The following is a 12379-nucleotide window of genomic DNA, read 5'->3' as shown; positions in this document are numbered from 1 at the left end:
ATGCAAGGAAAAAATGAGCAATATTATAAGGCTTATTTAACTTACAACCGTATTTCCCGTCGGGCATTATTGCGGGGCGTTTTTCATCCTGCGGAACAGGCGACACAAATTCGTGAATTCCGTTTAGCACCGCGTCCGCCTTTTGCCGCCGCGGAAGATTTATTCCTTGCCGCCTGTAACGGTTGCGGTGCTTGTGTGGCGGCCTGCCCTTATAATTTAATTCGGATTTCAGGGCAAAAAGCGATGCTGGAACTTGAATATGCCGCTTGCGATTTATGCGGGAAATGTGCGGAAAGTTGTTCGACGCACGCCCTGCATCCCGCCTTTAAAAAAGATACGCAACTCCGACCTCACTTTTCGGAACATTGCTTGCTGAAGCAAAATCAATTTTGCGCTGTGTGTCAGGAAATTTGCCCGCAACAAGCCATTTCCGCCGACTTACAACTGAATCATGAGGTCTGTAACGGCTGCGGAGAATGCAAGTTGGCTTGCTTTGTTTCCGCCATTCAATTAATCTAGCGCCACTGACAGAATTCCGGCGGAGTCTTTTTGTCATATATCGGGCGCAGAGAAAATCCTAAAATTTTCACCGCACTTTTATTTAATATTTTCAGAATTTAACGTTTTTTAGAGGAAAACATGGCTGCAGAAGAACAAGCGAAAGAAGTCGCACAGCAGGTTGACGTTGTGGCGGAAACAAGCAAAGTTATTGATAAAGTAAGCAATATGGATTTGAATGCCGTATTGCATGATTGGGTTATTCCTTACGGTACAAAAATTTTATTAGCCATTGCTATTTTCGTTATCGGTAAAATGCTTGCGCGCGGTATCAGTAAGTTATTAGGCAAAGCGGCACTGGCTTCCACCAAAGATGAAATGTTGCAAAGTTTTGTTACCTCAATCAGTTATTTCTTATTCCTATTGATCGTGGTGATTGCTTCCCTTTCTCAATTAGGCATTAATACCAGCTCTTTGGTTGCGTTAATAGGTGCGGCCGGTTTAGCCATCGGTTTGTCATTACAAAATTCATTGCAAAATTTCGCCTCCGGCGTGATGTTATTAATTTTCAAACCGTTCCGCAAAGGCGATTTAATTGAAACCGGCGGTATGACCGGCGTAGTGGAAGAAATGGGCTTATTGGTATTGGAACTTCGCACCGGCGACAATAAAACCGTGTTGATTCCGAACGGTAAAGTTTTTTCCGACAGTATTGTAAATTATTCCGATAATAAGACCCGCCGCATTGATTTTACTTTTGATGTGTCTTATGAATCGAATTTAAAAGAAGCGAAAGACGTTGTGGCGCGCATTCTTGCGGATAATGAGTTAGTGTTGAAACATCCGGCGCCGATTGTCGCGGTTGGTGCATTGGCGGCAAACTGCGTGCAATTGGTGGTTCGTCCCTGGGTGAAGACGGCGGATTACTGGACGGCTTATTGGGGAATTACCGAAAGCGTGAAACTTGAGTTTGATAAAGCGGGAATTGTCATTCCATATAATCAAATGGATATTCATATCAGCGGCAATACCGCGTCTGAATTGAATAATGAATTGAATAAATAGTATAAAAAAGCTGAATATCAATGATATTCAGCTTTCAGGTTATTGACAAAGTCTTTCCTAGGGCGGAATTTATTTCCGCCCTTTATAATAACAGTGATAATTCAATATGTTATGGACAGACACAAAGTCTGTCCATACAAATTTTTAATAAATCTTCAGGTTTGTCAGCAGTCTGCTTTTTAACTTTAACTGTGTTTATTTCGCCGCCACAAAACCTATCGCATTATAAACTTTCTCTAAGGTTTCTTTGGCGCGTGCGCGGGCTTTTTTTGCCCCTTCGGCGGCAATTTTATTCAGTAATTCTTCATTATTACGGTAATGGGCAAAGCGATCTTGTAATTGCGTTAACATGGCAACGACCTCATCGGCAACCGTCGTTTTTAAATGACCGTACATTTTTCCTTCGAATTCTTTTTCTAACTGCGGAATAGGTTTATCCGTAATGACCGATAAAATTTCAAGCAGGTTAGACACGCCGGCTTTATTTTGTACGTCATATTTAACCAAAGGCGGTTCGTCGCCGTCTGTCATCGCGCGTTTAATTTTTTTCGCTACGGATTTCGGATCTTCCAATAAGGTAATGACGTTGTTGCGGTTATCATCGGATTTCGACATTTTTTTAGTCGGTTCCTGCAGCGCCATTACTTTTGCGCCGGCTTTCGGAATAAAAGCCTGAGGCACGGTAAATTGGTTTTCGCCATAAATAGCATTGAATCGTTGCGCGATATCGCGGGTAATTTCTAAATGCTGACGTTGGTCTTCGCCGACCGGTACTTGAGCCGCTTGGTATAACAGAATATCCGCCGCCATTAATACCGGGTAAGTAAATAAACCGACGTTAATGTTTTCCGCATAACGTGCGGATTTATCTTTAAACTGAGTCATGCGGTTCATTTCGCCGAAATAAGTATAACAGTTTAGAACCCAGGCTAGTTGAGTATGTTCCGGTACATGAGATTGAATAAAAATGGTGCTTTTTTCCGGGTCAATACCGCAAGCCAGATAAAGCGCCAGCACATCCAGCGTTGCTTTACGCAATTGTTCCGGATCCTGACGGACGGTGATTGCATGGAGATCCACAATGCAGAATAGGCATTCGTAATCATCTTGCATTTTGACCCATTGACGTAACGCGCCGAGATAGTTACCGATGGTTAATTCACCCGATGGCTGCACGCCGCTTAATACAACTGGTTTAGTCATGTTTTGTTCCTTATAAAACTTTAAAATTTTTTACCGCACTTTTGGCGAATTAGACAATTTTTAATAAATCGGCGAAGTCTTCAAATATCCAGTCCGGGTGGCTGTCTGCAATCGGCATATTATAGTTATAACCGTAAGTTAAACCGACAGCCGTACAACCCGCACTGTGGGCCGCTAAAATATCGTTTCTTGAATCGCCGACAAAAAGAATTTGATGAGGATATAAACCGAATTTGCCGCATAAATAATATAGCGGCGCCGGATGAGGTTTAATTGCGGGTAGAGACTGACCGCCTAAGGTTTCGCTAAAAAGATGATCAATTGCAAAAGCTTTTAAAACAGGTTGCACATGACGGGTGGGTTTATTGGTTACCACCGCCAGAATAAAGCCCTGTTCTTTTAAGGTTTCTAAAGTCTCTTTAACATTTGGATAAAGACGGCTTACATTGCATAAATTTTCGGCGTAATAGAAACTAAAACGCTCTTTAAGTTGCGCCGTTTGTTCGTCGGTCAGGCTTTTGCCGGATTGCTCTTTTGCCCAATCAAGCGCCCGGCCGATTAAAATATCCGCACCGTTACCAATCCAGGTTAATACTAATTCTTCCGGTGCTTGCGGCAATTCAAATTCGGCTAAGGCGGAGTTCACCGATAATGCCAAATCCGGCAAACTGTTAACTAATGTGCCGTCTAAATCGAAACCAATTAATTTAAATTGTGAATTCATTATTTTTCCTATTATTTTTGTACTTTTGCCAGTTCTTGGCGCATTTCATTAATCACTTTTCGGTAATCGGGCTGATCAAAAATTGCCGAGCCGGCAACAAACATATCCGCACCGGCGGCGGCAATTTCCGCAATATTATTGATCTTAACTCCACCGTCTACTTCAAGGCGAATATCGAAACCGCTTTCATCAATACGACGACGCGCTTCCTGGAGCTTTTGCATGGTTGCCGGGATAAAGGATTGACCGCCGAAGCCCGGATTTACCGACATCAATAAGATAACGTCGATTTTATCCATCACATAATCCAAATAGCTTAATGAGGTAGCGGGATTAAATACTAAACCGGCTTTACAACCGCTATTGCGGATTAGCTGCAAGCTGCGGTCTATATGCTCGCTCGCTTCCGGGTGAAAAGTAATATAATCGGCGCCCGCTTTAGCAAAATCCGGGATAAGTCTGTCCACCGGTTTCACCATTAAATGTACGTCAATCGGCGCAGTTATACCGTAATCCCGCAATGCTTTGCATACCGCCGGACCAAAGGTGAGATTCGGCACATAATGATTATCCATTACATCAAAATGAATTACATCCGCGCCTGCTTTGAGCACATTTTCCACGTCTTCGCCAAGGCGTGCTAAATCGGCAGAAAGGATAGAAGGAGCAATTAAATAAGATTTCATGTATTCACCTTTCTTTTAAGTTTGTAAGTGTTGCTTAGGGCTGATTTATTGGAAAAAATTTGTAAGCCTTAGTGTACTACGTAATAACCGTATCAAGGAACAATTTCTTTTTTCTATTTTGTGATTTAGCTCACATTCACTTTTGTTGTACTGCCAAGTTTTCAGAAAAGTGGCAATTAGGTTAATGTTTAACCTGTTTTGAGTCTTTACACTGTTGTTAATTTTAAATAACAGGGTAAAAAAATATGACCATTCTAAATATTGCAGCGGTAGATTTAGGCGCATCAAGTGGTCGAGTGATGTTGGCATCCTATTCTACGGAAAACCATAAAATTTCACTGGAAGAAATCCATCGTTTTAAAAATCAATTTGTCTCGCAAAACGGACATGAGTGTTGGGATTTGGCCTATCTGGAAAATGAAATTGTCAACGGATTGCGCAAAATTTCGAATAGCGGCAGAACGCTTCACAGTATCGGAATTGATACCTGGGGAGTGGATTATGTTTTGCTTGATCAAAACGGTGAGGTTGTCGGCCCTACCTATGCTTATCGTGATCACCGTACCGACGGGGTGATGCAAAAGGTTCAGGCGGAATTAGGTAAAGAAGTCATTTACCGTAAAACCGGGATTCAGTTTTTAACCTTCAATACGCTTTATCAGCTTAAAGCCATGACGGACGAAAATCCCGCTTGGCTTTCGCAGGTGAAAGATTTTGTGATGATTCCCGACTATCTGAATTATCGCTTGACCGGCGTGATTAACCGCGAATATACCAATGCCACTACCACCCAGTTAGTTAATGTGAATATTGACAGTTGGGATACCGCACTTTTGGATTATCTCGGCTTGCCGGCAAGCTGGTTTGGTCGCATTCGTCATCCCGGCCATCAAGTGGGATTATGGGAAAACCGGGTTCCCGTTATGTCCGTAGCAAGTCACGACACCGCAAGTGCGGTCATTTCCGCGCCGCTTTCCGATGAAAACGCCGCATATCTTTGTTCCGGTACCTGGTCGTTAATGGGGTTAGACACCACCACGCCATGTACCGATGAGTGCGCAATGAATGCCAATATTACCAACGAAGGCGGTATTGACGGGCATTATCGAGTGTTAAAAAACATTATGGGATTATGGTTGTTTAACCGCCTTTGCACGGAACGCGATGTAACCGATATTCCGGCGCTGGTAAAACAGGCTGAGGCGGAACTTCCGTTTCAAAGTCTGATTAATCCTAATGCCGAATGTTTCTTAAATCCGTCGTCTATGGTTGAGGCAATTCAGCAATATTGTCGCGAACACAATCAAGTGATACCGAAAACCACAGCGCAACTTGCTCGTTGCATTTTTGACAGCCTCGCCATGCTATACCGCAAAGTGGCGTTAGAACTTGCCGGATTACAAGGCAAACCAATCAGTGCATTACATATTGTAGGTGGTGGCAGCCAGAATGCATTTTTAAACCAGCTATGCGCCGATCTTTGCGGTATTGATGTGTTTGCGGGACCGGTGGAGGCGTCGGTGCTGGGGAATGTGGGTTGCCAGCTAATGGCGTTAGATCAAATCCATAATGCCGCAGAGTTTCGTCAGTTAGTGGTGAAAAATTTTCCGTTAAAACAGTTCAAAAAACGACCGCACTTTATGCCGGCTTCAGACTTTGAAGAAAAATGGTGTGAGTTTTGCGCGTTAAATTAATTGAAATCAATAAGAGGATTTTATTATGAGTACAGTACAACAAGCTTATGAATTAGCTAAAAAACAATTTGCCGATATTGGGGTGGATACCGAGCAAGCATTGGCGCTACTTGATCAATTGCCTATTTCCATGCACTGCTGGCAAGGGGACGACGTGTCGGGTTTCGAGCAAGGTGCGGGAGCATTAAGCGGCGGTATTCAGACCACCGGGAACTATCCGGGCAAGGCCCGTACGCCGCAAGAATTGCGGGCGGATTTGGATAAAGCCGTTTCTTTAATTCCCGGTAAAAAACGGTTGAATTTACACGCTTCTTATTTGGAAGCGGATCATCGGGTGGATCGCAACGAAGTAAAACCCGAGCATTTTGCTAACTGGGTGGCATGGGCGAAAGCTAATAATATGGGATTGGATTTCAACCCTACCTATTTCAGCCATCCTTTAAGTGCGGAGGCGACATTAAGCCATCAAAATAAAGAAATCCGCGACTTCTGGATCGAACACGGGAAAGCCTGTCGCAAAATTTCCGAATATTTCGGTAAAGAACTCGGTACGGCTTCCGTCATGAATATCTGGATTCCGGACGGTAGCAAAGATTTTGTGGTGGATAAATTTGCACCCCGTCAACGCTTGGTTGAAGCTTTAGATGAAATCATTGCAGAGAAAATTGATGCGAAATATCACTTGGATGCGGTGGAAAGCAAACTATTCGGTATCGGGGTGGAATCTTATACCGTCGGATCCAATGAATTTTATGCCGCTTATGCAGTGTCGCGCGGTACGGCGCTTTGCCTGGATGCGGGGCATTTTCACCCGACAGAGGTGATTTCCGACAAAATTTCCGCGGTTATGCCTTTTGTGCAACATTTACTTTTACACGTCAGCCGCCCGGTACGTTGGGACAGTGACCACGTGGTACTGCTTGACGACGAAACCCAAGCCATTGCCGGAGAAATTATCCGTAATCAATTATTCGACCGCGTGCATATCGGTTTAGATTTCTTCGATGCCTCAATTAACCGTATCGCTGCCTGGGTAATCGGAACGCGCAATATGCAAAAAGCTTTATTAAGAGCATTACTGGAACCTACCGACGAATTACGTGCGCTGGAAAACGCTCGTGATTTCGGCAGCCGTTTAGCTTTACTGGAAGAACAAAAATCCCTTCCGTGGCAGGCTGTGTGGGATATGTATTGCGAACGTCACAACGTGCCGGTCGGTCGTCGTTGGTTAGACGAAGTCCGCGCTTATGAAAAAACCGTATTAAGTCAACGTGTGTAAGGAGTAAGCATGCAAAATATTATTAATTCCTGGTTTGTGCAAGGCATGATTAAAGCCACTTACGATATGTGGCTGAAAGGTTGGGATGAACGCAACGGAGGTAACGTCAGCCTGCGTTTATTGGATGATGATGTGGTTTCATATAAGGACGAGTTTTATCAAAATCCCCGTCATGTGGAAATTACCCAAAATATTACCGCACTTGCCAATCAATATTTTATCGTCACGGGGTCGGGAAAATTCTTTCGCAATGTGATTATTGACCCGGCGGATACGCTGGCGGTAATTAAAGTGGACGAACAAGGTAAAGGTTATTACATCATGTGGGGGCTGGTAAACGGCGGCGTACCCACTTCGGAATTACCCGCACACCTGCAATCGCATATTGTGCGAATGAAAGTGAGTGGCGGCAAAGATCGCGTGATTATGCACTGCCATGCCACTAATCTGATTGCCTTAACTTATGTACTTGAGCTTGACCCGAAAGTGATCACCCGCGAGCTATGGGAAATGAGTACCGAATGTCTTGTGGTATTCCCTGACGGTGTAGGGGTATTGCCTTGGATGACGCCGGGAAAAGATGAAATCGGCTATGCCACCGCGCAGGAAATGGCACAACATCCGCTGGTGTTGTGGGCCTTTCATGGCGTATTCGGTACCGGTCCGACATTGGATGACGCCTTCGGTTTAATCGATACGGCGGAAAAATCTGCTGAGATTTTAGTGAAAGTGCTATCCATGGGGGGTAAACGGCAAACCATTCAAACCGATGAATTCAAATTATTAGCGGAACGTTTCGGCGTTACACCGATGGACGGCGTTTTATAAATAAACGGCTCGGCCGGATGCCGAGCCGCTTTTTAAAGTGCGGTCAAAAATTTAAAAGTTTTTTAAAGAGATTCAAAACAGGAGTCATATTATGGGCGGTTCAATTTTACTGGGCATTTTTTGGCATTTCGTCGGTGCGACTTCGGCGGCTTGTTTCTACGCACCAATGAAAAAGGTGACTAACTGGTCTTGGGAAACCATGTGGGCAATTGCGGGAATTTTCTCCTGGATTTTATTACCATGGGGGATCAGTTATTGGTTATTGCCCGATTTCGGTAGTTATTATTCATTCTTTGGCAGTGATATTTTATTACCGGTTTTCCTTTTCGGCGCAATGTGGGGGATTGGTAATATCGGTTACGGCTTGACTATGCGCTATCTCGGTATGTCAATGGGGATTGGGATTGCCATCGGCATTACATTGATCGTGGGTACCTTAATGACTCCGATTATTCAGGGGCGTTTCGGCGAGTTATTGGCAAGTACAGGCGGACAAATGACCTTAATCGGCGTGGTTATCGCGGTTGTCGGCGTGGCGGTGGTTTCCTATGCAGGGTTATTAAAAGAAAAAGCTATTGGCGTAACCGCCGAAGAATTTAACTTGAAGAAAGGCCTTGCGCTTGCCGTGATGTGCGGTATTTTTTCCGCCGGTATGTCATTTGCCATGAGTGCGGCAACGCCTATGCATGAAGAAGCCGCCCGTTTAGGCGTGGATCCGCTGTATGTCGCCTTGCCTAGCTATGTCGTGATTATGGGTGGCGGCGCTATTATCAATTTAGGTTTTTGTATTATCCGTTTAATCACCCGTCCGGAATTATCCTTCAAAGCGGATATGAGTGTGGTAAAAGGTTTATTAATCAGTAATATTTTGTTCTCCGCACTCGGCGGTATCATGTGGTATTTCCAATTTTTCTTCTATGCCTGGGGCCATGCCAATATTCCGGCAAATTACGGCTTTATGAGCTGGATGTTACACATGAGTTTCTACGTTCTTTGCGGCGGTATTGTGGGTTTACTCCTGCATGAATGGAAGGATACGGGTAAGAAACCGACAAGAGTGTTGTGTATCGGTTGCTTAATTATCGTGTTGGCTGCCAATATTGTCGGTTTAGGTATGGCGAATTAGCGGAACGAATTCAGAAAAAAGGAGTTATTTATGTCAAACAGATTTATTTTAAACGAAACCGCTTATTTCGGCGCCGGGTCAATTCAACATATTGTCACCGAAGTACAAAAACGCGGTTTTACGAAAGGGTTAATTGTTACCGATAAATCATTGATTCAATTTAAAGTGGTGGAAAAAGTGACCGCACTTTTAGAGGGTGCCAATCTGGCTTATGAGATTTTTGACGAAGTATTGCCGAATCCGACCATGAATGTGGTAAAAGCGGGACTTGCTAAATTTAAAGCGAGCGGTGCGGATTATATGATTGCGATCGGCGGAGGTTCGCCGCAGGATACCGCGAAAGCTATCGGCATTATCGTCAATAATCCGGAGTTTGCGGATATTCGCAGTCTGGAAGGGACTGCGCCGACGAAAAAACCGGCGGTACCTACCATTGCGGTGCCGACTACGGCGGGAACGGCCGCGGAAGTTACCATTAATTATGTGATTACCGATGAAGAGAACAAACGTAAATTCGTTTGTGTGGATCCTCATTCCATTCCGGTCGTGGCTGTGATTGACAGCGAGATGATGGCCAGTATGCCGCCGACCTTAAAAGCGGCAACCGGGGTGGATGCACTGACTCACGCTATTGAAGGTTTCATCACCTTGGGCGCCTGGGAACTTTCCGATATGTTCCATCTGAAGGCTATTGAAATTATTGCCCGCGCTTTGCGTTCCTCGGTTAAAGGCGAGCAACAGGGCGTGGAAGATATGGCATTAGGGCAATACGTCGCGGGTATGGGCTTCTCAAATGTGGGCTTAGGATTAGTACATGGTATGGCACATCCGTTAGGCGCGTTTTACAGCACACCGCACGGTGTCGCTAATGCCGTATTGCTGCCTCATATTATGGCGTATAACGCAGATTTCACCGGAGACAAGTTCCGTTCGATTGCTAAAGCCATGGGGGTACGGAATACGGAAATCCTCTCTATTGAACAAGCAAGAGTTGCAGCCGTTGAAGCGGTAAAAACCTTAAATAAAGATGTGGGTATTCCGGCTACATTACGTGAAGTGGGTATGAAAGAAGAGGATATTCCCGAACTCGCCAAAGCGGCCTTTGCCGATGTTTGTACCGGAGGAAATCCGAGACCAACTTCGGTAAATGAGATTGAACGGTTATATCGGGCTATTTATTAAGGAGAGTACGATGATTCGAAAAGGTTTTGTTATGCAGGTTAATCCCGATTGTCATGCGGAATATAAAAAACGCCACGATGAAATTTTTCCCGAATTAGTGGAAGAACTGAAATCCCATGGCGCTCATCATTATTCTATTTTTCTGGATAAACAACGGAACCTGTTATTCGGGTATGTGGAGATTGAAAACGAGCAACGCTGGAACGATGTGGCAAAAACCGCCGCTTGCCGGAAATGGTGGGCGTTTATGCGGGATGTTATGCCTTCAAATCCTGATAACAGCCCGGTTTCACAGGAATTAGAGCAGGTATTTTATTTGGATTAAAGAAAATGCATTACAAGTAAAATGAGCTGAAATTCAGCTCATTTTTTTATGAAACGGGATCGGTATTCGGTTGGCGTACAGGAAAAAGTTTTGCCAAAAACAGAGGAAAAATAATTACTATCGCTGTAACCGCAGCGTATAGCAATATTGGCGACACTTTCTGATGTATTACGTAAAAGCGTAGCAGCCCGACACAAACGCAGTTTTTGTAAATATTGCGCAATAGTCATGTTGGTTTGTTGTTTGAATATCCGACGAACAGAACTGACTGCCAACTGGTGTTGTCGGCAAAAATCAGCTAAATAAAATTCTTGGCTAATACTTTGATTTAAGGCGGAAAACAGGCTTTCTAATTTGGATATATCGGAATACGCTTTATTTTCCTGCTGCTGAGTTCGACAAATTAAAATAAGGATTTGTAAAAAAATCGCTTCTGATAAGTGCATGGAAGATTTATTGGTTTTTTTGCTTTCAATTTCCAATTGAGAAATTAGGCTTTGTAGCTGCACCAGCGTTTCCTGATTAATACGCAAAGACTTCTTTTCATTATTATGAGGAATATAATCTTTCATTATGGGGAAAAGCGACAGTTTCTCCGGGCGGTACAATATGTTATCAAGTTTAAGCTTATCCACCTCGCCGTACTTGTGTTTATCACCGCTTTCTATATAAAGCACATTTCCGGTGGTAATAGGATGTATTTCATCATTCCAAAAATGAATTCCATTGCCGGCAGAGATAATCACAATTTCATTAAAATCATGTCGATGTAAAGGAAAGGGTGGTTGGTAATGCCTTCTTTCTACGGTAATAGGCGATTCTTCGGAAATAAAATAGCTATGATGAGAAAGTTGCAATATGTCTGTCATGTCAAATTCTTAATTCTCTTGGCGCAATAGAATATTCATTTTTAAAACAAGTTGAAAAGTAACTGCTATCATTAAATCCACAATCATAAGCGATGTTAATAATATTTTTCTCAGTATATTTTAATTGATAATAAGCCTGTGCCAGTCTTAATTTTGTTACATAATTCTGCGGAGTATGGCCGGTTTGAGATTTAATATAACGATGTAACGTTCTGATTGGTAATGCAAATTTTTCAGCAAGTTCTTCCCAGTCTATTTCTTTCTCAAAATTATTTTCTAACCAACGTATCATTTGCCGCCCCTTTTCTTCCGTGTTTCCATAACCCGAATCATTAAATTGATGAGCCTGGATTGATGATAATACTTGAAAGAATAGGCATTCGTTCTGCAAATTATACGACTCGTCAATAGCATTAATTTTTTCTAATAACGAGTCGATATATTCCGCCGTTTTTTTATTTATTAATTGGTATGAAGAATTTTCCGGTTTTAAACCGTTAAGCAATATATCAATATTATTCAAATACTTAAAGTTATTATTCGATTGGATAAGTATGTTGGTTAAACATAAGTCTTGCAGGTTTTCATAGGAATGGTGATCTTGGGCTTGAATATATAAAACGACACCGGGATAAAGATCGTGCGGATATCCGTTTAAAATATGCCGCCCGGATCCATGCTTTACTATAACCAATTCATCAAAATCATGAGTATGCTCCGGGAATATTTCCTGTGGGGCGCGAGGCTCTAAAATTATCGGTTGTTCTTTATTATTAAAGAAATCTCTCGCTAATAATTTTTGAATCATACAGACCCCCTTAGTAGTAAGGGTTCTATTCTATCTGTATCCGTTTTTTATTTTCCTTAAGAAAATGGACCTTAAACTCAGAAATTTGGTCA

The 12379-nt window shown here is 43.1% G+C and carries 13 protein-coding genes; 8 read left to right on the top strand and 5 right to left on the bottom strand.

The window, feature by feature from the left end; all coding sequences use genetic code 11:
* Entirely contained in the window at window positions 1-519 is a 519-nt protein-coding gene (napF, locus tag MS_RS10610; RefSeq protein ID WP_041640107.1) for a ferredoxin-type protein NapF, read from the top strand.
* Between the two features lie 120 nt (window positions 520-639).
* A complete protein-coding gene (locus tag MS_RS10605; protein WP_011201478.1) occupies window positions 640-1563 on the top strand; it encodes a mechanosensitive ion channel family protein in 924 nt (307 codons plus the stop codon).
* Between the two features lie 195 nt (window positions 1564-1758).
* Here the strand turns inward: MS_RS10605 and trpS are convergent, their stop codons facing one another.
* The 3 genes from trpS to rpe are packed head-to-tail and all read right to left on the bottom strand — an operon-like array spanning window position 1759 to window position 4176.
* Window positions 1759-2766 (bottom strand): tryptophan--tRNA ligase, encoded by a 1008-nt coding sequence (gene trpS, locus MS_RS10600; RefSeq protein WP_011201477.1) that lies wholly within the window; start codon window positions 2764-2766, stop codon window positions 1759-1761.
* A 49-nt stretch (window positions 2767-2815) separates the two neighbouring features.
* Window positions 2816-3490: a phosphoglycolate phosphatase gene (locus tag MS_RS10595; protein WP_011201476.1), complete on the bottom strand. Its 675-nt coding sequence runs from the start codon at window positions 3488-3490 to the stop codon at window positions 2816-2818.
* Window positions 3491-3501: 11 nt separating this feature from the next.
* A complete protein-coding gene (rpe, locus tag MS_RS10590; RefSeq protein ID WP_011201475.1) occupies window positions 3502-4176 on the bottom strand; it encodes a ribulose-phosphate 3-epimerase in 675 nt (224 codons plus the stop codon).
* A gap of 245 nt (window positions 4177-4421) precedes the next feature.
* Here rpe and rhaB point away from each other — a divergent pair, with 245 nt between their 5' ends.
* The 6 genes from rhaB to rhaM all read left to right on the top strand — a co-directional run bounded on the left by rhaB (window position 4422) and on the right by rhaM (window position 10610).
* A complete protein-coding gene (rhaB, locus tag MS_RS10585; protein ID WP_011201474.1) occupies window positions 4422-5870 on the top strand; it encodes a rhamnulokinase in 1449 nt (482 codons plus the stop codon).
* 25 nt (window positions 5871-5895) lie between these two features.
* A complete protein-coding gene (locus tag MS_RS10580) occupies window positions 5896-7149 on the top strand; it encodes an L-rhamnose isomerase (protein ID WP_011201473.1) in 1254 nt (417 codons plus the stop codon).
* A 9-nt stretch (window positions 7150-7158) separates the two neighbouring features.
* The gene (gene rhaD, locus MS_RS10575; RefSeq protein ID WP_011201472.1) at window positions 7159-7977 is read left to right on the top strand and encodes a rhamnulose-1-phosphate aldolase; all 819 of its coding nucleotides are present in this window, start codon (window positions 7159-7161) and stop codon (window positions 7975-7977) included.
* 91 nt (window positions 7978-8068) lie between these two features.
* The gene (rhaT, locus tag MS_RS10570; RefSeq protein ID WP_011201471.1) at window positions 8069-9103 is read left to right on the top strand and encodes an L-rhamnose/proton symporter RhaT; all 1035 of its coding nucleotides are present in this window, start codon (window positions 8069-8071) and stop codon (window positions 9101-9103) included.
* Window positions 9104-9133: 30 nt separating this feature from the next.
* Complete coding sequence (fucO, locus tag MS_RS10565) at window positions 9134-10285, top strand: lactaldehyde reductase (protein ID WP_011201470.1); 1152 nt, start codon at window positions 9134-9136, stop codon at window positions 10283-10285.
* 10 nt (window positions 10286-10295) lie between these two features.
* Window positions 10296-10610 carry an L-rhamnose mutarotase gene (gene rhaM / locus MS_RS10560; RefSeq protein ID WP_041640105.1) on the top strand — a complete coding sequence of 105 codons (315 nt, stop codon included), beginning with the start codon at window positions 10296-10298 and terminating at the stop codon, window positions 10608-10610.
* Between the two features lie 38 nt (window positions 10611-10648).
* Here the strand turns inward: rhaM and MS_RS10555 are convergent, their stop codons facing one another.
* Both MS_RS10555 and rhaS read right to left on the bottom strand, forming a co-directional pair.
* The gene (locus MS_RS10555; protein ID WP_011201468.1) at window positions 10649-11479 is read right to left on the bottom strand and encodes a helix-turn-helix domain-containing protein; all 831 of its coding nucleotides are present in this window, start codon (window positions 11477-11479) and stop codon (window positions 10649-10651) included.
* Window position 11480: 1 nt separating this feature from the next.
* Window positions 11481-12287 carry an HTH-type transcriptional activator RhaS gene (gene rhaS / locus MS_RS10550; RefSeq protein ID WP_011201467.1) on the bottom strand — a complete coding sequence of 269 codons (807 nt, stop codon included), beginning with the start codon at window positions 12285-12287 and terminating at the stop codon, window positions 11481-11483.
* Between the last annotated feature and the right edge of the window lie 92 nt (window positions 12288-12379).

It is taken from the genome of [Mannheimia] succiniciproducens MBEL55E, from assembly GCF_000007745.1.
Lineage (GTDB): Bacteria > Pseudomonadota > Gammaproteobacteria > Enterobacterales > Pasteurellaceae > Basfia > Basfia succiniciproducens.
Note: the sequence above shows the minus strand (reverse complement) of the source record. Positions and strands in the feature narration are given on the sequence as shown.